General features: G+C 48.7%; 29 protein-coding genes and 1 tRNA gene. 22 read left to right on the top strand and 8 right to left on the bottom strand.

The features are described from left to right. Positions 1 to 13 precede the first annotated feature (13 nt). The 11 genes from EJO50_RS02890 (at position 14) to EJO50_RS02840 (ending at position 7,615) form a co-directional block, all read left to right on the top strand. The gene (locus EJO50_RS02890; RefSeq protein WP_125971493.1) at positions 14 to 532 is read left to right on the top strand and encodes a phage major tail tube protein; all 519 of its coding nucleotides are present in this window, start codon (positions 14 to 16) and stop codon (positions 530 to 532) included. A 19-nt stretch (positions 533 to 551) separates the two neighbouring features. Next, positions 552 to 857 (top strand): phage tail assembly protein, encoded by a 306-nt coding sequence (locus EJO50_RS02885; protein WP_125971492.1) that lies wholly within the window; start codon positions 552 to 554, stop codon positions 855 to 857. 23 nt (positions 858 to 880) lie between these two features. After that, entirely contained in the window at positions 881 to 982 is a 102-nt protein-coding gene (locus tag EJO50_RS02880) for a GpE family phage tail protein (RefSeq protein ID WP_267900659.1), read from the top strand. A 3-nt stretch (positions 983 to 985) separates the two neighbouring features. Continuing rightward, positions 986 to 1,708 (top strand): DNA-methyltransferase, encoded by a 723-nt coding sequence (locus tag EJO50_RS02875; RefSeq protein ID WP_125971490.1) that lies wholly within the window; start codon positions 986 to 988, stop codon positions 1,706 to 1,708. After that, positions 1,705 to 4,662, top strand: a complete 2,958-nt coding sequence (locus EJO50_RS02870) for a phage tail tape measure protein (protein WP_125971489.1) — start codon at positions 1,705 to 1,707, stop codon at positions 4,660 to 4,662. The genes EJO50_RS02875 and EJO50_RS02870 overlap by 4 nt, the downstream gene beginning before the upstream one ends. After that, a complete protein-coding gene (locus EJO50_RS02865; protein ID WP_125971488.1) occupies positions 4,662 to 5,072 on the top strand; it encodes a phage tail protein in 411 nt (136 codons plus the stop codon). The genes EJO50_RS02870 and EJO50_RS02865 overlap by 1 nt, the downstream gene beginning before the upstream one ends. Further along, on the top strand, positions 5,069 to 6,124 hold the full coding sequence (locus EJO50_RS02860; RefSeq protein WP_125971487.1) for a phage late control D family protein: 1,056 nt from the start codon (positions 5,069 to 5,071) through the stop codon (positions 6,122 to 6,124). Before EJO50_RS02865 ends, EJO50_RS02860 begins: the two co-directional genes overlap by 4 nt. Positions 6,125 to 6,223: 99 nt before the next feature. Next, the gene (locus tag EJO50_RS02855) at positions 6,224 to 6,568 is read left to right on the top strand and encodes a type II toxin-antitoxin system RelE/ParE family toxin (RefSeq protein WP_125971486.1); all 345 of its coding nucleotides are present in this window, start codon (positions 6,224 to 6,226) and stop codon (positions 6,566 to 6,568) included. Beyond that, entirely contained in the window at positions 6,565 to 6,900 is a 336-nt protein-coding gene (locus EJO50_RS02850; protein ID WP_125971485.1) for a helix-turn-helix domain-containing protein, read from the top strand. The genes EJO50_RS02855 and EJO50_RS02850 overlap by 4 nt, the downstream gene beginning before the upstream one ends. A 237-nt stretch (positions 6,901 to 7,137) precedes the next feature. Further along, positions 7,138 to 7,362, top strand: coding sequence for a type II toxin-antitoxin system RelB family antitoxin (gene relB, locus EJO50_RS02845; RefSeq protein ID WP_125971484.1), 225 nt, complete (start codon positions 7,138 to 7,140; stop codon positions 7,360 to 7,362). After that, positions 7,346 to 7,615: a type II toxin-antitoxin system RelE family toxin gene (locus EJO50_RS02840; RefSeq protein WP_125971483.1), complete on the top strand. Its 270-nt coding sequence runs from the start codon at positions 7,346 to 7,348 to the stop codon at positions 7,613 to 7,615. Before relB ends, EJO50_RS02840 begins: the two co-directional genes overlap by 17 nt. Before the next feature lie 54 nt (positions 7,616 to 7,669). Here the strand turns inward: EJO50_RS02840 and EJO50_RS02835 are convergent, their stop codons facing one another. Together EJO50_RS02835 and EJO50_RS02830 are read right to left on the bottom strand one after the other, a co-directional pair. Beyond that, positions 7,670 to 7,924, bottom strand: a complete 255-nt coding sequence (locus EJO50_RS02835; protein ID WP_125971482.1) for a hypothetical protein — start codon at positions 7,922 to 7,924, stop codon at positions 7,670 to 7,672. Between the two features lie 99 nt (positions 7,925 to 8,023). Continuing rightward, on the bottom strand, positions 8,024 to 8,497 hold the full coding sequence (locus tag EJO50_RS02830) for a helix-turn-helix domain-containing protein (RefSeq protein ID WP_125971481.1): 474 nt from the start codon (positions 8,495 to 8,497) through the stop codon (positions 8,024 to 8,026). Positions 8,498 to 8,583: 86 nt separating this feature from the next. Here EJO50_RS02830 and EJO50_RS02825 point away from each other — a divergent pair, with 86 nt between their 5' ends. The 6 genes from EJO50_RS02825 to EJO50_RS17350 all read left to right on the top strand — a co-directional run bounded on the left by EJO50_RS02825 (position 8,584) and on the right by EJO50_RS17350 (position 13,406). Beyond that, complete coding sequence (locus EJO50_RS02825) at positions 8,584 to 8,820, top strand: hypothetical protein (protein ID WP_125971480.1); 237 nt, start codon at positions 8,584 to 8,586, stop codon at positions 8,818 to 8,820. A 445-nt stretch (positions 8,821 to 9,265) separates the two neighbouring features. Further along, positions 9,266 to 9,724 carry a hypothetical protein gene (locus tag EJO50_RS02815; RefSeq protein WP_125971478.1) on the top strand — a complete coding sequence of 153 codons (459 nt, stop codon included), beginning with the start codon at positions 9,266 to 9,268 and terminating at the stop codon, positions 9,722 to 9,724. Continuing rightward, on the top strand, positions 9,721 to 11,631 hold the full coding sequence (locus EJO50_RS02810; RefSeq protein ID WP_125971477.1) for a replication endonuclease: 1,911 nt from the start codon (positions 9,721 to 9,723) through the stop codon (positions 11,629 to 11,631). The genes EJO50_RS02815 and EJO50_RS02810 overlap by 4 nt, the downstream gene beginning before the upstream one ends. 87 nt (positions 11,632 to 11,718) lie before the next feature. Continuing rightward, entirely contained in the window at positions 11,719 to 11,958 is a 240-nt protein-coding gene (locus tag EJO50_RS02805; protein ID WP_125971476.1) for a hypothetical protein, read from the top strand. Between the two features lie 12 nt (positions 11,959 to 11,970). Next, positions 11,971 to 12,372 carry a hypothetical protein gene (locus EJO50_RS17355; protein ID WP_233702162.1) on the top strand — a complete coding sequence of 134 codons (402 nt, stop codon included), beginning with the start codon at positions 11,971 to 11,973 and terminating at the stop codon, positions 12,370 to 12,372. A gap of 338 nt (positions 12,373 to 12,710) precedes the next feature. Further along, entirely contained in the window at positions 12,711 to 13,406 is a 696-nt protein-coding gene (locus EJO50_RS17350; RefSeq protein WP_233702161.1) for a tyrosine-type recombinase/integrase, read from the top strand. A gap of 28 nt (positions 13,407 to 13,434) precedes the next feature. Here EJO50_RS17350 and EJO50_RS17110 read toward each other — a convergent pair. Continuing rightward, positions 13,435 to 13,508: transfer RNA gene (locus tag EJO50_RS17110), tRNA-OTHER, on the bottom strand. A gap of 126 nt (positions 13,509 to 13,634) precedes the next feature. On the opposite strand from EJO50_RS17110, the gene EJO50_RS02795 reads away from it, so the two are divergent. After that, on the top strand, positions 13,635 to 15,059 hold the full coding sequence (locus EJO50_RS02795) for a tyrosine-type recombinase/integrase (protein WP_125971474.1): 1,425 nt from the start codon (positions 13,635 to 13,637) through the stop codon (positions 15,057 to 15,059). Between the two features lie 72 nt (positions 15,060 to 15,131). On the opposite strand, the gene EJO50_RS02790 is transcribed toward EJO50_RS02795, so the two are convergent. Continuing rightward, positions 15,132 to 16,115: an IS110 family RNA-guided transposase gene (locus EJO50_RS02790; protein WP_125971014.1), complete on the bottom strand. Its 984-nt coding sequence runs from the start codon at positions 16,113 to 16,115 to the stop codon at positions 15,132 to 15,134. Positions 16,116 to 16,347: 232 nt separating this feature from the next. Continuing rightward, entirely contained in the window at positions 16,348 to 17,262 is a 915-nt protein-coding gene (locus EJO50_RS02785; RefSeq protein ID WP_125971473.1) for a LysR family transcriptional regulator, read from the bottom strand. A gap of 141 nt (positions 17,263 to 17,403) precedes the next feature. Here EJO50_RS02785 and EJO50_RS02780 point away from each other — a divergent pair, with 141 nt between their 5' ends. The 4 genes from EJO50_RS02780 to EJO50_RS02775 are packed head-to-tail and all read left to right on the top strand — an operon-like array spanning position 17,404 to position 18,682. After that, positions 17,404 to 18,162 carry an SDR family NAD(P)-dependent oxidoreductase gene (locus tag EJO50_RS02780; protein ID WP_125971472.1) on the top strand — a complete coding sequence of 253 codons (759 nt, stop codon included), beginning with the start codon at positions 17,404 to 17,406 and terminating at the stop codon, positions 18,160 to 18,162. After that, positions 18,155 to 18,421 (top strand): hypothetical protein, encoded by a 267-nt coding sequence (locus tag EJO50_RS17105; protein ID WP_164521381.1) that lies wholly within the window; start codon positions 18,155 to 18,157, stop codon positions 18,419 to 18,421. Before EJO50_RS02780 ends, EJO50_RS17105 begins: the two co-directional genes overlap by 8 nt. Beyond that, positions 18,381 to 18,530 carry an integrase core domain-containing protein gene (locus EJO50_RS17690; protein ID WP_206434435.1) on the top strand — a complete coding sequence of 50 codons (150 nt, stop codon included), beginning with the start codon at positions 18,381 to 18,383 and terminating at the stop codon, positions 18,528 to 18,530. The genes EJO50_RS17105 and EJO50_RS17690 overlap by 41 nt, the downstream gene beginning before the upstream one ends. After that, positions 18,473 to 18,682, top strand: a complete 210-nt coding sequence (locus EJO50_RS02775) for a hypothetical protein (RefSeq protein ID WP_206434544.1) — start codon at positions 18,473 to 18,475, stop codon at positions 18,680 to 18,682. Before EJO50_RS17690 ends, EJO50_RS02775 begins: the two co-directional genes overlap by 58 nt. A gap of 454 nt (positions 18,683 to 19,136) precedes the next feature. On the opposite strand, the gene EJO50_RS02770 is transcribed toward EJO50_RS02775, so the two are convergent. The 3 genes from EJO50_RS02770 to EJO50_RS02760 form a co-directional block, all read right to left on the bottom strand. Beyond that, positions 19,137 to 19,508: a hypothetical protein gene (locus tag EJO50_RS02770; RefSeq protein ID WP_125971471.1), complete on the bottom strand. Its 372-nt coding sequence runs from the start codon at positions 19,506 to 19,508 to the stop codon at positions 19,137 to 19,139. After that, positions 19,505 to 20,707 (bottom strand): RHS repeat domain-containing protein, encoded by a 1,203-nt coding sequence (locus tag EJO50_RS02765; protein WP_125971470.1) that lies wholly within the window; start codon positions 20,705 to 20,707, stop codon positions 19,505 to 19,507. The genes EJO50_RS02770 and EJO50_RS02765 overlap by 4 nt, the downstream gene beginning before the upstream one ends. 499 nt (positions 20,708 to 21,206) lie before the next feature. Further along, complete coding sequence (locus tag EJO50_RS02760; RefSeq protein WP_125971469.1) at positions 21,207 to 21,854, bottom strand: hypothetical protein; 648 nt, start codon at positions 21,852 to 21,854, stop codon at positions 21,207 to 21,209. Positions 21,855 to 21,856: the final 2 nt, after the last annotated feature.

Genomic DNA, 21,856 nt, shown 5'->3' with positions numbered 1-21,856 from the left:
AAGGGGAATCAATATGGCGTTACCAAGTAAGTTAAAAGCCTTCAATTTATTTATTGATGGGCTGAATTTTGCGGGCCAGGTCACGGAAGTCACCTTGCCTAAACTGAGCCGCAAAATGGAAGAGTACCAAGGCGGAGGCATGAGCGGCACGGTCGATATCGATCTAGGGCTTGAAAAGCTCGAAATGTCGGCGACTTACGGCGGTTTTATGCGTGAAATCTTTGCCCAATTCGGCGCGAGCACGCACGACGCGGTGCTTTTGCGCTTTGCCGATGGCTATCAGCGGGAGGATTCGGAAGCGGTTGATGCGGTTGATGCGGTTGAAGTGATTGTGCGCGGTCGGCACAAAGAAATCGATATGGGCAGTGCCAAGCCTGCCGAGGATACCGAATTCAAAGTGTCCAGCTCGATCAGTTATTACAAGCTCATTATCAACGGCAGAACACTGATTGAAATTGATACGGTCAACATGATTGAAATCATTGATGGTGTAGACCTCCTTACTCAATTCAGGGCCGCGATTGGCCTCTAATCACAGGATTTAAACCCAAATGAATATCACAGAAAAAACCCCGAACACCATCGAGCTGGACACCCCCTTGATTCGCGGCGAGCAGACAATCAGCAGTATTACTTTGCGCAAACCTAAAAGCGGCGCATTGCGCGGGGTGAAGCTGGGCGACTTGCTGCAGATGGATGTGGAAGCGCTGACCAAAGTGCTACCGCGTATTTCGGAGCCGATGCTCACCGAGCAGGATGTCAGCAATCTGGACCCTGCTGACCTGCTGCAACTGGCGGGAGTGACGGCAGGTTTTTTATTGCCGAAGGCAAGCATACCCGATTACCCGCAAGCGTAACTTCAGCGATGGCGGATATCGCCATGGTGTTTCACTGGCCCCCTGGGGCCATGGATGACATGGCGGTATCCGAGCTGATGGAATGGCGCGAGGAAGCGCGTAAACGTCACAACCCAGAAAAATAGTACATGAAAAATAAACTCCATAGCGGCGACAGCCTGCCCTTTTTAGAATCCCTGCCTGCCGCCCTGGTTGATGCGCTGATCACTGATCCGCCCTATGCTTCGGGCGGCTTACATATCGGCTCTAAAAACCGCAGCACCTCCGACAAATATCAAAACGGTGGCACAGCCCGCAAATATCCCGAATTTACCGGCGATCACCGCGACCAGCGCACCCACCTGCGCTGGATGACACTCTGGCTGGCTGAATGCCTGCGCGTCATGAAAGACGGTGCGCCCATTTGCTTATTCACTGACTGGCGGCAATTGCCACTGACTACCGACGCCTTGCAAATTGCGGGCTTTACCTGGCGGGGCATTGCCGTATGGGACAAAGGCGAAGGGGTGCGCCCACAAATGGGCCGCTATCGTAATCAGGCCGAATACATTGTGTGGGGCAGCAAGGGCCAGATGCCGAACGAGCGTGACGTGGGCGTATTGCGCGGTGTTTACAAAGAAGTGGTCAAGCAAAAAGACAAATTCCACGTCACTGGCAAACCCACCGATTTAATGCGCGACCTGATCAAGATCTGCAAGCCGGGCGGTTTGATTCTGGATCCTTTCGCCGGATCAGGCTCGACCCTGGTGGCGGCACAAATGGAAGGCTACCACTGGCTGGGTTGTGAATTAAGCGAGGAGTACAAAGCCATTGCCATAGAGCGATTAGCACAGCTGAAGGGGCACTCATGAGTACGGCGCGGAATTTACGACTGGAAGTGATATTAAGGGCGGTTGATCAATTTACCGCGCCACTCAGAGGGGTTCAGAATCAAAGCCGGGCGGTCTCGCGGCAAGTCAGCGAGCTTAAAAACAAGATGAAAGAGCTGGATAAAACCCAGGCTAATATTGATTCATTCAGAAAACTAAGCCGCGATACGGCCCAATCATCCCAGCAAATGAAAGCCGCCCAGGACCGCGCCACCGCGCTGGGCAGAAGTCTGGCCGCCACGGCCAATCCGACCCGGCAAATGAGCGCGGAATTTAACCGCGCTAAAAAAGAAGCGGCAGAGCTGGCCGCGCGGCACGCTCAGCTGGTTAACCGGCAGCAAAACCTGCGAGCCTCTCTGAATGCGGCGGGGATCTCTACCCGCAATCTGTCCCAGCATCAGCGGGAATTACGGCAAAACGCCGCCAGCACAACGGCCGCACTACAAAGAGAACAACAGCAGCTTGAACGCTTAGGCCGACAGATGCGGCGCCAGCATGCGGCCAGAGCGGCTTACGACCGCAGCATGAATACCCGGAACAATCTGGCGGGAGCCGGTGCCGGTATGGCGGTTGCGGGGGGCGGTGCGCTGTATGCAGCCAAACGAGTCATGGCCCCAGGCTTAGACTTTGACGCGGAAATGTCCAGCGTACAGGCGCTGACCCGGCTGGGTAAAAACAGCCCACAGCTTGCGGAGCTGCGCAAACAAGCACGGGAATTAGGCGCGGCCACCAGCTTTACGGCCAATGAAGCGGCACAGGGACAAGGCTTTTTAGCGATGTCAGGCTTTGACCCGACCGCAATTAAAAAGGCGATGCCGGGTGTACTCGATTTAGCCAAGGCCGGACGGGTAGAACTGCCCGCCGCTGCCGACATGGCCTCTAATATTTTAACCGGCTTTAAGTTGAGTGCCGGAGAGATGAGCCGTGCGGGCGATGTACTGGTCGGCACCTTTACCCGCTCGAATGTCGATTTAAGAATGCTGGCTGAAACCATGAAGTACGCGGCACCGGTCGCTGCCGGTCTGGGCGTGGATCTGGAAACTGCCGCCGCCATGACAGGCAAGCTGGGGGATGCGGGTATTCAGGGCAGCATGGGCGGTACGGCCTTACGCGCCATTATGTCCCGCCTTGCCGCCCCGCCAAAAATGGCCGCAGACGCAATGCAAGAGCTAGGACTGCAGGCAAAAGATGCCCAAGGCAATCTGCGCGACTTGCCGACAATCCTTGCCGAGCTGGAAGCAAAAACTAAAAACATGGGGAACGCCCAGCGGGCCGGATACTTTAAGCATATTGCCGGTGAAGAAGCTTTTAGTGCCTTGAGCGTGCTCACTACACAAGCCGGTAGCGGCAAGCTGCAAGAACTGATTGCCACCCTCAGACAATCCGCCGGAGAAGCCAGTAAAAACGCAGCCACCATGAGCGACAACGCGGCGGGCGATATCAAGACGCTGCAATCGGCTTGGGAAGATGTGGGCATTGAAATGTTTGAAGGCAATAACAGCCCACTGCGCGAGCTGCTGAAAAGTATCACCGACGTGATCCGCAAAGGTGGCGAATGGATGAAAGCCAACCCCGAACTGGCCGCCACATTGGTAAAAATCAGCGTATCTGCTGCCGCCGTAGTGGCAATCTTAGGCGGCTTAACCTTAGCCGCAGCCGCTATTCTGGGGCCGTTTGCCATGATTAAATTGGCCCTGATGACGCTGAATATTCAAATGGGGATCGGCTCAATATTAGCCAAAGCCGCGGTATGGAGCTATGGCCTATTAAGCGGCGCTTTAAGCATGGCCGGCAAAGCTGCGCTGTTTATGGGCCGCGCCCTGCTAATGAATCCGGTCGGGCTGATCGTTGCCGGCATTGCCATTGCTGCATTGCTGATTTACAAATATTGGGGGCCAATTGCAAGGTTCTTTAATGAGCTATGGGCAGCAATCAAAGAAAAAACGAGTGCGTTCTGGGAATGGCTAAAAACATCAATCGCGCCCGTAGGTAATGCAATTACCAAGCAATGGCAAAGCCTAAAAGAAGGGACAATTGCTATATGGGATAGCCTAGCCGTTGGCGTAGCTTCAGTAGCTCAAGGCATTATTCGTTTCTTTATAAACTGGACGCCCGTTGGTATTATTGTCGGGCATTGGGAAGATTTAAAGAAAATTACCCTTGCCACCTGGAAGCTCATTAAAAACGGAATGATCACGGTGGCTGATAGTATCGCCGCCTTCTTTATGAAATGGTCGCTCATCGGCATCATCATTCGTAATTGGGATAGCATTTGCGCCGGTGCAGATACCGCTTGGCAATGGGTAAAAGATAAAGCCATTGCCGCTGGCCAAGGCATGATCGACTTCTTTATGAATTGGTCACTCATCGGCGTCATTGTTAGAAACTGGGATAGCATTACCGCCTTTATGTCGGGCTTAGTCACTTCATTTGTGACCATTGGCGGGCAAATTATGGACGGCCTTATTCAAGGATTTACGGGCGGGATTCATTATCTGAAAAGTGCCATTAACGGCGTAGGCGAAAATGCCATCGGCTGGTTTAAAGAAAAGCTGGGCATTCACAGCCCAAGCCGCGTTTTTGCCGAGCTGGGCGCTTTTACTATGCAAGGCTTTAGTAATGGCTTAACAGATACGCAAAAAGAGCCGCTCGCCGCCATCCAAGGCATTACCAGCAAAATAATCAGCGCGGCCAGCGGCCTGATTATTGGCGGCACCAGCTTAGGGGCCATGGCCGACGTTAAGCTGGATCAGCGCCAGCCGATGGCCGCCCAAGCCAACTATGCCCCAAGCCCGGCACCATCCATCCAGATCACAATCAATGCTGCACCAGGCATGAACGAACAAGCACTGGCAAAACTGGTTGCGCAAGAAATCGCCAAAGCCGACCGCCAGAAGCAGGTGCGCAACCGCTCACGCTTAGGAGACAGTGACTGATGATGATGGTCTTAGGCATGTTTGTATTTGAGCTGGCCAGCTCGCCTTACCAAACTTTAGAGCAATCTAAATCATGGCGGCACGCAAGCCAGGCGCGGATCGGCATCGGCCCTGCTAATCAATTCTTAGGGCCAGATGCGGAAACGATCGCACTCAGCGGCGTGTTGTATGAAGAACTGAACGCGGGCGAGGTTTCTTTGCTGGCGCTGGAAGAAATGGCCGATACGGGGGAGAAATATTTTTTAATTGAGGGCACCGGCTGGATTTACGGCGAGTACGTGATCGAATCCATCAAAACCACCCGCAGCCTGTTTTACAAGAATGGCTCAGCCCGCAAGATTGAATTTAACTTAAGCCTGAAGCGGATCACCTCTGACCCGCTCGAAACCATCATGGGCCTGTTGCAATGAACGAAGGCCACAAATCCCCACGCTTTAAAATCATGGTGGGTAGCAAAGATATTTCTAAGCGGGTGAACGATAGGCTGGTATCAGTTAGCCTGACGGACAATCGCGGCTTTGACGCGGATCAGCTGGATATTACGCTAGACGATAGCGACGGCCTGCTGGATATTCCGCCACGCGGTGCCATCGTCAGTGTTTCGCTGGGCTGGTCTGATAGCGGCTTAGTCAATAAGGGCCAATATACGGTGGATGAAATCGAGCACAGCGGCGCACCGGATCAGCTCACCATCCGCGCCCGTAGTGCTGATTTACGCGCTGGATTGTCGACCAAGAAAGAACGCTCATGGCACCAGACCACCGTGGGCGCGATTGTGGAAACCATCGCCAAACAAAACAAGATCCAGCACCGGATCGGGCAAAGCTTAGCCGGGCAAACCATTAGCCATATTGATCAAACCAGCGAAAGCGACGCCAGCTTTTTAAGCCGCCTCGCTCTAATGTTTGACGCCATTGCTACGGTCAAAGATAACAGCCTGCTATTTATGAAAGCAGGCCAAGCCACCACGGCCAGCGGCAAGCCATTGGGTAAAGTGCTGATTACGCGCCAGTCAGGGGATAGTCACAGATTTAGCATTGCTGATCGAGGTGCGTATAGCGGCGTAAAAGCCGCATGGCAAAACACCAAAACAGCCAAAAAAGAAACCACCACCATAAAACGCAAACCCAGAAAAGCAGCTGGCCCAGGGCAAGGCGAAGTGATCCAGGGGGCTGACGATAACGTAAAAACCCTAAGACACGTTTACGCCAGCAAAACCACCGCCGAGCGAGCCGCAAAAGCAGAATGGGAAAAACTACAGCGCGGCGTGGCTCAATTCTCAATCACCCTCGCCTATGGACGCCCCGAACTCTTTCCCGAGCTGCCCGCCAGCGTTTCAGGCTTTAAGCCCATCATCGACAAGCAAGACTGGATCATCAGCCGCGTCGTGCACAGCTTAGGCGATAGCGGCTACAGTACGGCTTTGGAGCTGGAAGTGAAGGCTAGTGAGGTGGACGTGTAAACAAAAAACGGCGACCATCTGGCCGCCGTTTAACAGTTAATTTTTTAATGCAAAGTTTTACACTGGCGCAAACCAATAATAATGTATAGAATTTTATACATGCGAGAAGATAAAGAAATAAGGTGGGTGGGATCATCATTTGACGACCTTATCCGCTTTCCAGAAGGCCCACGTAAAGAAGCAGGCTACCAACTTTCAAAAGTTCAGGCCGGTTTAGATCCAGATGATTGGAAGCCTTTTGATGATGTTGGCCGGGGAACAAAAGAGGTTCGGATTAAAGATGCAGCCGGTATCTTTCGCGTAATGTATGTGGCCAAGTTTGAAGAGGCCATTTATGTATTGCATTGCTTCCAAAAGAAAACTGAAGCTACCGCAAAAAAAGATAAGGACATTGCCGAAGCACGTTATCGGGCCATCATTCAATCAAGGAAAACAGAGCCATGAATAATATTGACACCACAATCCAGCATATCACCCCGGCTGGTGGCAACTTGTTTGCTGAGCTTGGCTTTGCGCCGGAAGAAGCACAGCGCTATCACGCCGAATCACAAAAACAAATTGATACTACCTTAATGCTCAAAGAGCAGCTTATTGCAGAGCTAGGATCATGGATCGAAAGCAAACAGCTCAAGCAAGCTGAAGCGGCAGCAATACTCCATATTTCGCGGCCACGTGTTTCGGATGTAGTTAATAAAAAAACCAATAAGTTTACGATTGATACGCTGATTTCTTTGCTGGGCCGTGCAGATAAGCCAGTAACCATACATATTGGCTAGATCATAGGCCAAACTAACCAAGCCCCTTTTTATAAAGAGGCTTTTCTTAGGCTTAGTCATGCTGATGTCTTTGCATGCAAATTTCTATTTGAGCAAATCACACAGATGGGCGTGTCGTCGTTCGACACGACTTTGGAGTTGGAAGTACAGCCAGTGAAATAGCCGGGTAAAAACCAAACTAAAGCTTAAATCAAACATGTGCTATATATGTATAGCAAACTCTAAAGGACGAAAGCGATGTTAGCAATCAGACTGCCTGCCGAGATCGAAAGCCGCTTAGACTTTTTAGCGAAGAGTACCGGCAGGACTAAAACATTTTACGCCAGAGAGGCAATTATTCAGCACTTGGATGATTTAGAAGACCTCTATCTGGCCGAACAGCGCTTGTTAGCTATCCGCTCTGGGCAAAGTAAAACCTATAGCTTAGAAGAAGTGGAGCGCAATCTTGGCCTGGCTGATTAAACTGGATGAAGAAGCTCAGAAAGATCTAGCCAAGCTAGATAAGCAAGTAGCACGAAGGATTACAGCTTTTTTACGGGATCGGGTCGCAACGCTAGAAGACCCACGCAGCATAGGCGAGGCCTTAAAAGGCTCTAAGCTGGGCGAATTCTGGAAGTACCCTGTGGGTGATTACCGACTTATCAGCAGCATAGAAGATGGAGCCTTGCGCATCCTCGTTGTGAAAATAGGTAATCGACGTGAAGTGTACAAATAGCTTTAAATCAAACCAAGCCCCTTTTTAGTAAAGGGGCTTTTGTTTACCTGCGATCTATACCGCCGAACTCGCATTGATTGTCAGCACAAGTGAATCAACCTTTTGCTCTGCCATAGTTGCCTTCTCCTCTAGAGAATACCGAACAGGCAAGTAGTCCCTACCCGTCACCACACCCAGCGCAAAAGACAACAATATGCAGGCGACCAAGAGTAATCGGGGTGAAGCAGCATAGTGAAAATGCTTGTGCTCAATCTTTATGTTTTTAAATGCCACCATACCCACTTCACCCAAGAATGATTGATCTTTCACTTTATTTAAACCATAAAAAAACCCGCAAAATTGCGGGTTTTATCGCTTCAACGGCAGCGCTTACGATTAAGTGACTGCTATTCACTCAGTCCTTCATATTTAGAATTTAAAAGTTTGCTTACCTTTTATCTTCACATCACCTTCAACAACCTGCCCTACCTTGCCCATGAATTTGGGGTTTACGTCTTGTGACTTATCTGAGGCAGATGCATCGGTAACAGGGACAACTTGAAGCATAGCCAAGATACCAGCTTGCACCGGCTGAGGTGCAGAACGGAAGGCGGAGATAAGCTGCTGTTCAGTATCTGGCAGCCGTGCCGAGCTGCGCTCACCCGTGACTATGTACTGAATATCTGCGCCTAATTGATAGAGCGGCAATAGTACCCAAACAAGTGGTGTCACTTGGTTTCTTTCATAAGTCCCAAGCGAGCTAATCGAGACACCAAGCGCCTTTGCAGCATCTTTCTGGGATAAACCTAAGCGCTTTCTTTCCTCTTTAAAACGAGTAGAAATATCCAACATGTCACACTTTACTGTTGACGACGCAGCAGGTGTTGTAGATAATTGATCCATAGATTCTGATGTATCGCTTAATGACACTCTAAATAACCTTAATGGTAACTTAAACAATGATAGAAAACGAGGCAGGCGACCAGACAATGCCCAGAGCGCCGCGCGGCCTGCTCAGCCGCCGAGGCATCAATTTACGGTTAACAACAATTGAGCACCCCATTGTGGGTTCAATCGCAAAACAAGAATCAAGGTCTGTTGCTTCTATGTGCCGATTGCTGATCTTGGAAGGCTTGGCTTTTCGTGGGATTGAAATCCCAGCAGAAGAGCTTAAAAACATAGAAGACATAGCTCTTACCGAGATAGAACAAGCCGCTGTTGCTTAAGGCGCGACTACGTTTCGTAGAGAAATATAAGCGCTTTGCCCGACGAATGGTAGTCGTTTGTGGCTCTGCCTTTTGCTTTTGTAATTTTTGTTAGCTTTGGAGTAATCATCATGGCCGTAGAGATTCATTGCCCATACTGTAATTCTAAAACGCATACGCGAACCAGCGTCCGGATTACTCCAACCGCCACCACCGCTCAAGTCGGTTGCCGAAGTTGTGGAGCCAGGCTAAAAGTCGGCTTTCAGATCACCGAGGCAAGGGTCGCAAAGTACAGCGAAGATCAGGAAGTATTTAAATGGACAGACTTTCCCCCATCTAACGATCCGAAATTTAAAGAACAGCAACTCCCCCTCGCGCTTTAACCTGAAGTAATCCCCCCCTTTTTATCTAAGCCTTCCCGCGCCTGTTTAACAACCGCAGGGGCTTTGTCACGTCTGGATAAAACATGGCCGCTCTCGCAAAGCAGTTGCAAACAAAGATTGATCTACCTGCCAGCGCTTTAGAACCTAAGCGCTGTGTGGCGACAAAGATCAATGTGGATGCGCGAAGCCGTGTTTTAGCCATGGTCAGAAACGCCCCGGCCATGCCCGTTCCAGATGTAAAACAAGAACGCCCTGCCTTTATCTATGCTGACGACGGCGAAGAAGTCCTTGCTACTCTCAAGCCACAGCGCAAACCTTTGCCGATATTAAATCAGGCAGAAAACCAAGAGCTGGCCGATTTACTCGCCTGGGCACAAAAAGCCGACGCGGCCATCCATGCCCGCATGGCCCGCCTGAGTCAATTTGATTTACCCCGTGAATCCGCCAAGCTGAAACAGATACGCGGCTTGCTGGGTAGCGTCATCGCAGAAGGCGAAACCACGCTGCAAAACGCTTGGTATGCCAAGGCGACCGCGCAATGAATCCCAAATTCAATTTGCAGGCATGGCTTGAAACCGCAACAGATAGCGAGTGCCGCTCCAAGGCGAAAGAATTTGCCGTTCGTTGTTCAAATATCGAAGCACCGCTGGAGTTGCTAGAAATGGTGGTGGCTCGCGGCTGGATTGTATTGCCTGAGCACGGCGTTAAGCATCTCGATTACCAAAAAATGAAGCCGTCCCAGCGCCGTTATGTGCTGGAGCTGGCCGCCCGGATCAAGTCAGATAAATGGTGGAGCAAGCGCTTGCGCACGCTCGCCATCCGCGCCGCCGAAGCCCGCGCTTATTCCTACGGTATCGGCATGGGCAAAGACCAGGCTTATGTCAGCCCGTGGAATTTAGAACGGATGGTGATCCGCGCCCAGCAAAGCGCGGTGGCCATGGCCGAAGCGGTGGCTATTTCGCCCGATGGTGAAGTCATCGATATGGCTGATGTACTGGCAGGCAGTATGGCCAACGGCAAGAACAAGCGCACCGAGTTAATTGTCCGCATGAAGGGCATGGCCGAACGAGCACAAGAAATCGGCTACCGCGCTTATGCCATCACGCTGACGGCACCAGGTTGTTATCACCGCTGCACCAGCGTCGGCGAAAAACCGCACTTAAAGCTGATCCTTAATAAAAAATGGAATGGTTTTAGCCAGCAACAAACCGCCAGCTATTTGACCCAGTGCTGGGCGCAATGCCGTACCCAATTTAGCAAAGCCGAAATTGATTTTATGGGGCTGCGCACTTTAGAGCCGCACAAAGACGGTACCCCGCACTGGCACTTAATCTTTTTTGTGAAGCCGCAGCACGCCAGCGAAGCCCTGAAGATCATCCGCGATAAGTATCTGCAAGCCGAACCCGATGAAAAAAACGCCCAAAAAGTCCGCGTAAAGATCGACCCCATCAAGCCACGCAAAGGCCAGGACATGGTTTATGCCGCCGTGGCTTATGCCATCGCCTACATTGCAAAAAATATCGACGGCTACAAAGTAGACGGCGATACCGAAGCCGGTATGGATGCCATCAGCGGCGCACAACGTGCAACTACCTGGGCGCGTATTTTGGGCCGCCGTCAGTTTCAGATGTTTGGCACCGCTCCGGTCACGCCTTACCGCGAATCCCGCCGCGTGCGCAAAGACGCCGAAACCTTGTTAGAGCAACTTATTGCACTGGATAAAGAGCCTGCCATTGCTGAAGCCGCCAAGGGATTAATCGACGGCAATTTGCAGCCCTGCATTACCGAAGCCATGAAGGCGATGCGTTCTGGCCGCGCCGATGTGCTGGCCCCCCTCACCGCTTTACGCGATTTACATCTTGATGGGCAGATCATTTGCCCTACCCGTATTTTGGGCAGCGCATGGGACGCCGCTGATAAGGGCGACTTCAGAGCGTATATGGTCGCCATGGAAAACGACCCGCTGGAGCTGGTAAAACGTGAACAAATCAACGGCTATGGCGAAGTGGTTGCAGTGATTTGTGGCGTAAAGAGTCAGCGCGGCCAGGTACTTACCCATAAGGAAGGCTGGAAAGTGCAATGGGGAGCCAAAGGCAAAGCGCGGCTAGGTAAAACTTGCCAAGCGCAAAAAGGCCCGTTTAAGGGTGCATCGCATATCGAATACAGCCCGCACGAAGTGGCCGAAATGAAACGCGCCCAGAAGCAGAAACAAGAAGCCGTGTTTTTAGGGGTGGCCTTTGCCGCTGAAGCGAAGCGCAAGCGTCGGGAGAGGGCGAAGCCTTCGACCCTAGGACATGTGGCATTAACTGTTTCCTGCACTTTGGATCAGGCACTTAATGATAAAGGCATAAGAAGAGAAGCTCCCCCACCGGATCTAAGTGAACGAGCAAGAATTAACGCTCGAAAGTACGGTGCTCAGGCTTATCTCGACGCCAAAAACAAAATTTAAAGCACGACCAAGGCCCTGCTACGCCTGCCGCATCCAGCCTGACGTAAGCAGCTTAATCATTCATCGATCTGAATAGGAATCTGAACCATGAGCGACAAGATAGACCAAGCCAGCGACGTATCCGAGCTGATGCGCTGCAACGCCATCGCAGCCCACTACGCCAATGCAAAGCTAAGCAAAGATAAAACCCCTCAACCCAGCGGGGAATGCCGCTGGTGCAGCGCGGTCGCCGTCAATGATGCAGTGTTCTGCTGCGAAGAGTGCGCCAGAGACTGGCAAGGGCATAACGCCACAAAACAAAAAGCCCAGCGTATTGCAGGCCGATAAAAGGACACTCCTATGCAAATCCTCCCAAGGCTTATCCGTAAAAGCGATGCCCCTGCCTATCTGGGCATGAATAAAAACGAGTTTACAAAGACAGTCGAGCCTAATGTTGTCGCCGTTCCTATCGGTATTCAAGGCGTCGCATTTGACCGGCTCGACTTGGATGAATGGGTAACCCAATACAAACAAGACGTCGGCTTTCAGCGTATCAATGGCTGCAGAGTACCAGCTGCCAATATTCCGAAAACCGGCCCCGTAGAAAGACAACATAAAGAGATCTCAACATGGCAAGAAAGAATATCACCGGTCTTACGCTCCGGTCAGGTGCCTGGCACATCGACAAACAAATTAAGGGGTACGGACGACTTTGCGAAAGCACTGGCACAGGCGACAGGGAAGAAGCAGAAAGCTACTTAATCCACCGGCTGGAGGCAATCCGTAATGCCACGGTTTATGGCATTCGGCCAGAGCGGATCTGGCGAGAGGCCGCAACGAAATACTTGCGGGATAATTTGGAGCAGCCTTCTATTAAATTAACTGCCCTCATTTTTTCTCAGTTGGATCCATTTATTGGTAATTGCCCATTAAATAAATTACACGACGGGACATTAGCCGCATTTATTGAGGCCCGCCTATTACAGGGGGTTAGCCATCGCACCATCAATATGGCCTTAGAGAAAGTTATCCGGGTATTAAATCTAGCCTCTCGCAGTTGGCGCGATGAGCACGGGATGACATGGCTTGATTCACCCCCAATGATTGCCAAGCTAAATGAAAAAGAAACCGCCCGCGAGCCCTACCCTCTTAATTTTGATGAACAGCGATATTTAATAATGGAACTGCCAGAGCATTTAAAAAGAATGGCATTGTTTAAAGTGAATGTTGGAGTACGGGAACAAGAGGTCTGCAAATTGCGCTGGGAATGGGAAGTAAAAATCCCGGAATTAAATACCAGCGTTTTTGTAGTGCCTTGGAATTTTGGCGGAAGAGATGGCGCACGCGGTGTAAAAAATGGAGATGACCGAGTGATCATTTTAAATGAGATGGCAAAACAGGTTATAAGCAATCAGCGCGAAATTAATGAGGAATGGGTATTCCCATATGAAGGCCGTTGCCTTGCGAGAATGAATGATCACGCCTGGCGTAAAGCAAGAAACAGGGCAGCAGAACGGATGGCAGAAGAAACTAAGCGCCCTTTCTGCGAAGGACTCGCCAATGTGAGGGTGCACGACTTAAAGCACACCTTTGGCCGACGCTTACGGGCGGCTGGTGTAAGCCATGAAGACCGGCAGGTGTTACTAGGCCATACAAATGGAAACGTCACCACACACTATTCTGCGGCTGAATTAAGCCAGCTGATAGATGCCGCAAACAAGGTGACAGAAGACCCGTCCCGCAAAACTCCCGCACTGACCCTTATCAGAAGTACAAAAAGAAAAAAGGCCACTTAAAAAGCGGCCTTTAATCAAGTACTTAAGTTGGTCGGAATGAGAGGATTCGAACCTCCTACCCCTTGCACCCCATAAAGGTAAATTCTTATCCAATACACTCCAACAGCTACCAGCAACCATACAATATCACCTTTATTTTCAACATCATACAGTTGCATCACATCGGATAAAGTCCGATAATCTCCGACAACAACCGAATATTTTGTCGGGGGAAATGTCGGGGGAAAAATGGCAAGCACAGATAATCAACTCAAAGTTTTAACGTTAAAAAATATAAAACCCACACAACATGGCGAAGTACTACGTGACGGGGGAAGCTTATCTGGAAAAGTTAATGTTAAACGTGATGGCTCGGTGAGCGTAAGTTTCAGCTTCCAATTTCGCGTCGGTAACAAACGCAGAGAAAAACACTGCGGTACTTGGCCTAAAACGGACCTTTCATGCATTCGCAAAAAACGAGATGAACTTCGTCTGGCTAGCAGCGAGGGGATAGACCCCATCGAGGCCGAACGCAACAAACGTCAAGCACTCGTAGCAGCCAAATTACAAGCGGAGGACGAGCGCCAACGTGAAGAAACCGAAATCGCTCAACAAGCAGCACGAATGACCTTTGCCAATTTATTCGAACGATGGGCCAAAATTCAACTAGCGGAACGCAAAGATGGTGGAGCTGAAATTCGGAGAGCTTTTGCAAAGGATGTATTACCACTACTTGGTAGCTTATACGCTGATGAAATCACACGCCAATTAATCGCCAAAGTATTAAACGACATCGTAGAACGCGGTGCAAAACGCATGGCAAATCGCACGCTATCCGATTTACGTCAATGCTTTGGTTTTGCCATTGGCTCTGGGCTACTGGAAAACGATCCTACGAGCCATCTTAAAAAAACAGCCTTTGGCGGTAAAGAAACTGAGCGCGACCGGATCTTAGATGAAACGGAATTATGTGCACTCCTCGTAAGCGCACTTCCCTTATGTAATTTATCACTAAAAGCAAAGGCAGCAATACACGTGTTGCTAGGTACCGCGGCACGAGTGGGAGAGCTACTGCGCGCAAAACGTCACCACTTTGATTTAATAAATCGCACGTGGCAAATTCCAGCCGATAATGCAAAGAATGGCGTTCCACACACAATTTACTTATCAGACTTTAGTCTCTCATCAATCAAAAAATTGCTTTCAATTATAGATAATCCTATTTGGTTGTTTCCCAATCGTAGTGGCGAAACACATGTTTGTGTCAAAACACTAACAAAGCAAATTACAGATCGACAAAGTACCAGCCCGATGTTTGGACGTAGCAAAGATACACAATCCCTGATGATGCTTGGCGGCAAATGGACACCACATGATTTACGCCGAAGTGCTGCGACATTAATGGGCGAACTCGGCGTTATGCCACACATTATTGAACTATGCCTAAATCACAAAGAAGAAAACAAGGTCAAACGCACCTATCAACGGCAAAGGTATGAAGAAGAACAACGAAACGCATTTATACTACTAGGCAACTATTTTTCAAACATTGTTCAAGTGCCATCGCACAGACTCGCTAGGGAAGATCGGGCACATAATGAAAGCTTGTCTGATTTTGTAGTTGATAAGAAACAAGCACAATCAATAGCGGAAACCGTTAAATCTATTAAGTAAAGCACCTAATTAATTGTAGAAGTTCAGACTTGATCTGACAGTAGGCCTTGCCAGTAGATACCGTCTTGCCGGTCAAGCATTTTGATACTCAGCTTGATACTTTTTCTGTGTTTTCAGCACGCCGAAGCTCAGGTGTACCAGTTTGCGCATGCAAGCGCCCAAGGCAGACATTTTGCTCTTGCCTCGGGCAAGCAAACGTTCAAATAAGGCTTTGACGTGGGGGTTGTATTTTGTGGCAACAATAGCGGCCATATAAAGTACTGCACGTATTTGCGAAGGGCCAGCTTTGGACAGTTTAGCGCGACCTAATAGTGACGAACCTGATTGTCGCTCGACCGGCACCAAGCCCAAATAGGCCGATAGTTGTTCGGCTGTATTGAACTGATGCATGTGCATCACAGCCAACAATTGTGTCCCACTTTGCGGTCCAATTGCAGGGATGCTTTGTAGTAAATCTAGGTCATTTTTCAGTCCTGGATGGCGGTCGATGTGATCGTCGATTTGGCTTTGCAGCTTTTTGAGTTGCGCGTTTAGAAAGGCGATGCTGTCGTTAATCGACTGATGAATCAGCTCTGGTGTAACAGTCGACTGTGCTTTTTCTTGGCGATTTTGTTCGCGCAGCAAGTCTTGCAGAATCGCTTCGCGGCGGGCAAGAAACCCTTTCAAAATGCGGGCTTCGGGCGGCGGAGGCAGCCACGCGGCAGGGTTAATCATGGCGCAGTAACGTGCCAGCACTTGGCTATCAACGCCATCGGTTTTGGTGCGAACAGCGAGGCCTTGGCCAAAATGTTTGACCTGTGCGGGATTGGCAATCGAGACGCACACGCCAGCATCATGTAGCAGCGTAGCGGCTAATTCGTGATACACGCCAGTGGCTTCCATGGTGACGTGCAACTGATCATGAGGGATGTGATTTTTAGTCAGCCAGGCCAGTAAATCGGCGAGACCTTTGGCGGTATTGGTAACGACTTTGGCTTTGCCTTTGAGCGGGTCAAGCTGGGTTAGCAAATAACAATCGAGTTTAGCTTTAGCCACATCCATACCAAGATAAAACATGAGAACTCTTCCTGTAAAAAAGCCTAATTCGCCCACTTGCCTTGTGCATACAGGGTCAGCGCCCTTGGCTACCGTTCAGTGTCTGATTTGGCGAAAGAAGAGAGGCGAAGGGTTTGATCTACAAGAGAAGGTCAATGCCTTAAGGTTGGGCCCAAACTCACTTTGCCTCGTGTGGTAGTAGCTAACCACCACAGGGAACAAGATACAAGGTGGGGTGGTAATCCCCCCTACTTCAAATAGAAGAAGTGCTTGTTAGATAATGCGCGCTGATTGTGCTAATCCATTGCATAAACACCTGCACTCGTTTGGATAAATGTCGGCGTTGTGTATAAAGCAACGAAATAGGTAAAGATGGTGCACAGTACTGCGGCAAAATTTCGCACAATTGCCCACTAGCTAGCAAATGTTGCACACCAAGTTCTGGCACTTGAATGAGCCCCAACCCCGCCACACAGGCTGCTTGATATGAATCGGTATGATTCACCGTAAGTAGGCCGCCCATTTGAATCTGTTGCACGCTTTGTCCGTCGTGGTATTCCCAGCCCAGCACTTTATCACCAAGGTTGGGCTGGTAGTGGATCAACTGATGCTGTGCCAGATCCGCCAGCTGTAGCGGTGTACCATGTGCCGCCAAATAGGCAGGACTGGCGCAATTGATTTGCCGCATTTGTCCTAATGGCCGAGCGATATAGTTTGAGTCGGCCAGCTGCCCAACGCGAATCACACAATCAAAGCCATCCCTGACCAGATCAACACGTCGGTCCGTGCTACTGAGCTCGATCTGTAATTGCGGATGCTCTGCCATAAATTCGGGTAAACGCGGCAATACCATCTGCGTCGCAATACCCGCTGGCATATCCACTCGCAATCGCCCCTTCAGGGTGGCCGAGGTGTGCTGAAACAGGTTTTGCAATTCATCCATATCCGCTAACAAATCTCGGCTGCGCTCATAAAAAGCCTGCCCATCGGGAGTGATTTGCACTTTACGGGTTGTACGTAGCAATAGCTGAACCCCCAACCAGCTTTCCAGCTGCTGCACGGCACTGCTAACCGTGGCACGAGGCTGAGCTAGCGCCTGAGCTGCCAAGGTAAAACTACCTAGTTCCGCGACCCTGATAAAAATCTGCATGGCTTCAGTTGGATGCATTAATTCGCCTTATTCCCTTTTCGCCCTGGTTAGCTGATTGTTCTATTTTCATGGATAGTGATGCCATTATAAGCCTGTTTATCTATCAAAAAATAGGCAATAGACTTGCTTATGTTTTTTTAAATCCACCAAGGAATCCTGATGAATACCAAAATTGCATTAATTACCGGCGCTAGCCGTGGTCTCGGTAAGAATACCGCTCTGCAGCTTGCAGCTAGTGGTGTGGATATTATTCTGACCTACCATAGTCGTACCGATGAAGCGGCTACGGTTGTGGCACAAATCGAAGCGCTGGGGCGCAAAGCCGTTGCCCTACAACTCGATGCAGGGCAATGCGCTCAATTTAGCGATTTTGCCAGTCGCGTCGAGGCCGCCTTAGAGCAGCACTGGCAACGCAGTCAGTTTAATTTTTTGATCAATAACGCAGGTATCGGGATTCATACCGGTTTTATTAAAACCACCGAAGCACAGTTTGACCAACTTATGAATTTGCATGTGAAAGGCGTATTTTTCCTAACTCAGCAGCTACTTCCGCTACTAGCCGATCAGGGGCGAATTATTAATGTGTCTACCGGGCTAACCCGCTTCGCTTTGCCCGGCTTTGCTGCATACGCCACCATGAAAGGCGCAGTTGAAGTACTTAGCCGCTATTTGGCTAAAGAGCTAGGTGAGCGCGGTATCCGAGTTAATGTGATTGCACCTGGCGCAATTGAAACCGATTTTGGCGGTGGTGCGGTGCGCGATAATGAACAATTGAATCAGTTTATCGCTAATCAGACCGCACTGGGTCGTGTTGGGTTGCCCGACGATATTGGTGGTGCCATCACGGCACTGTTGCATGATCAAAGCGGTTGGATCAACGCACAACGTATTGAGGTGTCAGGCGGGATGTTTGTCTAGTATAGAGGGATCACAAACCAGCCTTGCATTCATCCACCATTTTTCGAGATTCAATACCATGCGCACAGTCATGATCCTTGCCGTTGGAATGCTGTTACTGTTGGCTACAGTCTTATTTGGTCGGCTTTTTGTGCCGTATTACTCGAACGCAATGATATGGACGCTGGGCTTTTTTCTCTCGCTGTGGCTACTTGCTACAGGATTCAAGCTGTGGGTTGGTGTTCCGCACGCTGAAATATTGGCCCGCCTGGCCGCATAAAGGCTTTGCCAGTCTGGATGAAGCAAGGCAATGGGTCAGGCGTTTTGTGGATTGGTACAGCCATACGCACCGGCACAGCGGTATCAAGGGCAGGACAAAGCACTATTAGAAAAACGCCACACCCTCTACCAAGCCGCGTGTCAGGCGCGACCGGAACGGTGGCGGAACGCGACTCGGAACTGGAGCTGGCAAAACGAAGTGCAACTCAACCCAGACCGGGTCATTGAACCTAAAACAAGCGAGGAATTACAGGCAGCTTAAATCGTAAAAACATCTCAACTACTTTGACAATTGCCGAGTTTTGTAGGTTTTAGCATCAAATGCGCTTAGTAAATACACATAATAAAAGCCCGGAGGACAACCTGTTTCTACTTTTGCTGCCATGACAAAATACTTATTCATTTTTGCAACCTAAACTTAACCTAGCTAGGTATTGCCATAGAAAAAATATGCTGGCTATTTCATAGGAAGTTTAATATTCCTAATTATGTCTTTTGCTCCGGAACCCTTGATTTAGCTGCTTGCACAGCATAGCTGCTTCGGATGGTTAAATGGGCGGAACGCCCTTATTCCATGCGCACTTCACTCAAGCCGGACAATGGCCATATGGGGACTTGACTGAGCAAAAGACATAATCTGGTTAATATTTATAAAGAAATTAGACCTCCTCATTTTTTTCTGATCTAACGACTCATCGTGTAGATTGCTTTAATTATTAAGATCCTAAATATTTATATGTTAAAAATAACTCGTCATCACGCTCAATAAATTCTAGATGAAGGATCGGTTCAGCGATTTTCCCATCAACAAACAAAGTACACTCTGCTCCCCAAAAAATATCATCATCCATTTTATAGAAATCAAAAAATGTTTTAGGATTTCTAGATAAAAAAGCGGTTTCAATAGAGGGCAAAGAGATAGGTGGAATACCGTCAAAAAAATACTCGATCTCTTCATATATTTCATCTAAAACTGCTTGGGAAACACTAAATTTCTCCTTCAATTTTTCTTTGTCGTTTGTGTTTATCGCATCAATAAATTCAACAGCAAGCATATAAGCTTTTTCTTGAGCAACCTTATTCGTCATTTTTTTCCCCTTTTTGATGGCGTTACCGTACTTGTGCCTGAACTTGCACCAATTCCTTTAAAATAACCTCGCGCTTTTAATGTCGCACATTTTGCCGCCTGAGGACTAAGTCCAGCAGCTCTTAAAGACTTATAGGCCACAACAGTTTCACTACCTAGCAACCCAGCCGTAGACGCTGAATCTTGAGCTCTATTTGCTTTATAATGTGGTGTTCCTCGTGTTGTGCCATCTGCATTTCGGCCTTGTAAACTAATCGCTGGGGCATCGTTATAGTTATAGTTTGCAATGCCATTGACGGATGCATCTTGATAAATATGATGCGAATCCTGTAAACCACCAATCTTCTTTAAATCACCAATCTTCTTTAAATCACCATGGCGGCCTGTTTTAACGCCTTCCTGAGCAAGAATCTCTTCACAATCACATAAACATGGACTTAATCCAGTAGGATCAGTCCACCTTGTTGGATTTGGCGCATAAGCATGGGTATTTAATCCCCCCATTAACCCAATCGGATCACTACTAATAAACCGCCCAATCTCCGGATCGTAATAGCGGTGGCGGTTGTAGTGCAAGCCGGATTCTTCGTCAAAGTATTGGCCTTGAAAGCGGATTGGGTTATCGATTCCGGCTTCTTTTGCCGCTTCGCTGATGACGACCTGCGCTTCGCCCCACGCCTTGTACTCTGCGCTCCATGCGATTTCGCCGTTTTCATCGCTAAGTGTTTGCGGTGTACCAAGTTGATCCACATGGTAGTAGGCGGTGTGTTCTTGTTCGCTGTCGTTGGTGGAGACGATTTGCGCCAGCGGTATAAAGCTGTTGGGTTCAAACAGGTAATGGCGTGTTTGTTCGGCAGTTTTTTCCAGGGCGATGACGTCGCCGTCCCAGATGAATTCTGTTTTGCCTCGGGCGTTTTCTTTGCCGATGCGGCGGCCGAATACGTCGTAGAAGTATTTGGTCTCGCCCGCTTGGCTGCTGATTTTACCCAGGCGGTTAAAACCATCCCAGCTGTATTGGGTGATCTGCTCACCTTGCTGTTTTTCAATCAGATTGCTGCGGGCGTCGTATTTGTAATGGGTTCCGGCGTATTGATTAAAATAATAGGAGTCGGAAAAAAAATTAAATCCTCTTAGAGCAAAAGAAAGCAGAATTAAGTTTACTCTGACCCCAGTTATTATGTTTTTGCAGCGCCACAGCATGGGGGCATTTCTGTTCTCATAATGCGTGCTTAAGCACTGCCAGCCACGCTCCGCAGCCACTGCTTGTACCTTTCAAAGTATGACGCCCTCTGTCATAACAAACAGGACAAAAGCCACCACGCAATATAGTGCGGTCATACGACTCCCAGCGATGCCCTTTGCTACAGCGAAAAGACAATTTAACGCTGCTATTTATGTACTCCTCAGAAAGGCATTCTCCACCCCATGCCTTTGCAACCGCTTGCAATACCCGCAAACATTGCCGCTTACCTATAGGGCTTCGACGCTTACCAATAGCAATAGGAATCCAGCTTTGGGCCGCTTCTTTGATCCCGGCAGGAAGGCTCTCAAGCCGTAGTGAATGATCTGATTTTCTTGGCATATTTTATGCTAAAAATAAAATAACGTCTTTTCTGATCTAATTATGTTGCCTCAATTATTAAAATAAAATCAGGATTTCAAAATCTTCTGCGGCAACATTGAAGTCCAAATTAAAAAATCAAATCGCTTCGAAGTTCCAAAAGGTAGAGCAAGAAAATGAAGATAAATCAACGAAATTAATCCCGTTATCAGCATTGGCAAGTTCTAATTCATTTTTTAACTCTTCTGAGCAAATTAATGTTTGACTCCCGCCTAACATACCTTTTATTCTAAATAAATCGCAATCAAACTGTGGAGAAAAAGAAATTTTTCTTATTTTTGTTATTCTTCCATATTCATTCTTAATAAATTCAGATGATCCAGAGTCAACTTCTTCCGCTGTAATAGGTGTAAGCCGAGCGACACAGTACTCTTTATTAGACGTTTTTTGACCATTCGCATCACAGATGACAACCTCTCTTATATCATCAAATTGAATGGAAAATTTATTAATAACTTCAAGCGCATTTTTACTTATTACAATAAAATAATTTCCTGGCTCTGCTCGTATATCAAAATCGACCTCACCTCCATTGTAGATTAGATGGATGTTTTCAGGAAAATTGTCAATTTTACTTTCCCTGTTTTCAGCATACCAAGGGTAGTACCCATGTTGAATTTTTTTTGCTTCTTTTAAAGGATAGTACTTATCATACAAAACCCAATTTATATAACCGACAGGGCAACCAATTTGGTTTTTCCGCGCAAGTGCAAAGTATTTTTTCATTA

The organism is Iodobacter ciconiae, assembly GCF_003952345.1.
GTDB classification, from domain to species: domain Bacteria; phylum Pseudomonadota; class Gammaproteobacteria; order Burkholderiales; family Chitinibacteraceae; genus Iodobacter; species Iodobacter ciconiae.
Note: the sequence above shows the minus strand (reverse complement) of the source record. Positions and strands in the feature narration are given on the sequence as shown.

Coding starts and splice junctions, on each gene's coding strand:
- EJO50_RS02865 (WP_125971488.1), top strand. CDS start 4,662: ATGATGATGGTCTTAGGCATGTTTGTATTTGAGCTGGCCAGCTCGCCT.
- EJO50_RS02815 (WP_125971478.1), top strand. CDS start 9,266: ATGGCCGCTCTCGCAAAGCAGTTGCAAACAAAGATTGATCTACCTGCC.
- EJO50_RS02850 (WP_125971485.1), top strand. CDS start 6,565: ATGAATAATATTGACACCACAATCCAGCATATCACCCCGGCTGGTGGC.
- EJO50_RS02785 (WP_125971473.1), bottom strand. CDS start 17,262: ATGCATCCAACTGAAGCCATGCAGATTTTTATCAGGGTCGCGGAACTA.
- EJO50_RS02790 (WP_125971014.1), bottom strand. CDS start 16,115: ATGTTTTATCTTGGTATGGATGTGGCTAAAGCTAAACTCGATTGTTAT.
- EJO50_RS02770 (WP_125971471.1), bottom strand. CDS start 19,508: ATGACGAATAAGGTTGCTCAAGAAAAAGCTTATATGCTTGCTGTTGAA.
- EJO50_RS17355 (WP_233702162.1), top strand. CDS start 11,971: ATGCAAATCCTCCCAAGGCTTATCCGTAAAAGCGATGCCCCTGCCTAT.
- EJO50_RS02855 (WP_125971486.1), top strand. CDS start 6,224: ATGCGAGAAGATAAAGAAATAAGGTGGGTGGGATCATCATTTGACGAC.
- EJO50_RS17350 (WP_233702161.1), top strand. CDS start 12,711: ATGATTGCCAAGCTAAATGAAAAAGAAACCGCCCGCGAGCCCTACCCT.
- EJO50_RS02860 (WP_125971487.1), top strand. CDS start 5,069: ATGAACGAAGGCCACAAATCCCCACGCTTTAAAATCATGGTGGGTAGC.
- EJO50_RS02780 (WP_125971472.1), top strand. CDS start 17,404: ATGAATACCAAAATTGCATTAATTACCGGCGCTAGCCGTGGTCTCGGT.
- relB (WP_125971484.1), top strand. CDS start 7,138: ATGTTAGCAATCAGACTGCCTGCCGAGATCGAAAGCCGCTTAGACTTT.
- EJO50_RS02890 (WP_125971493.1), top strand. CDS start 14: ATGGCGTTACCAAGTAAGTTAAAAGCCTTCAATTTATTTATTGATGGG.
- EJO50_RS02760 (WP_125971469.1), bottom strand. CDS start 21,854: ATGAAAAAATACTTTGCACTTGCGCGGAAAAACCAAATTGGTTGCCCT.
- EJO50_RS02805 (WP_125971476.1), top strand. CDS start 11,719: ATGAGCGACAAGATAGACCAAGCCAGCGACGTATCCGAGCTGATGCGC.
- EJO50_RS02880 (WP_267900659.1), top strand. CDS start 881: ATGGTGTTTCACTGGCCCCCTGGGGCCATGGATGACATGGCGGTATCC.
- EJO50_RS02810 (WP_125971477.1), top strand. CDS start 9,721: ATGAATCCCAAATTCAATTTGCAGGCATGGCTTGAAACCGCAACAGAT.
- EJO50_RS02870 (WP_125971489.1), top strand. CDS start 1,705: ATGAGTACGGCGCGGAATTTACGACTGGAAGTGATATTAAGGGCGGTT.
- EJO50_RS02830 (WP_125971481.1), bottom strand. CDS start 8,497: ATGGATCAATTATCTACAACACCTGCTGCGTCGTCAACAGTAAAGTGT.
- EJO50_RS02885 (WP_125971492.1), top strand. CDS start 552: ATGAATATCACAGAAAAAACCCCGAACACCATCGAGCTGGACACCCCC.
- EJO50_RS02795 (WP_125971474.1), top strand. CDS start 13,635: ATGGCAAGCACAGATAATCAACTCAAAGTTTTAACGTTAAAAAATATA.
- EJO50_RS02825 (WP_125971480.1), top strand. CDS start 8,584: ATGCCCAGAGCGCCGCGCGGCCTGCTCAGCCGCCGAGGCATCAATTTA.
- EJO50_RS02875 (WP_125971490.1), top strand. CDS start 986: ATGAAAAATAAACTCCATAGCGGCGACAGCCTGCCCTTTTTAGAATCC.
- EJO50_RS02765 (WP_125971470.1), bottom strand. CDS start 20,707: ATGCTGTGGCGCTGCAAAAACATAATAACTGGGGTCAGAGTAAACTTA.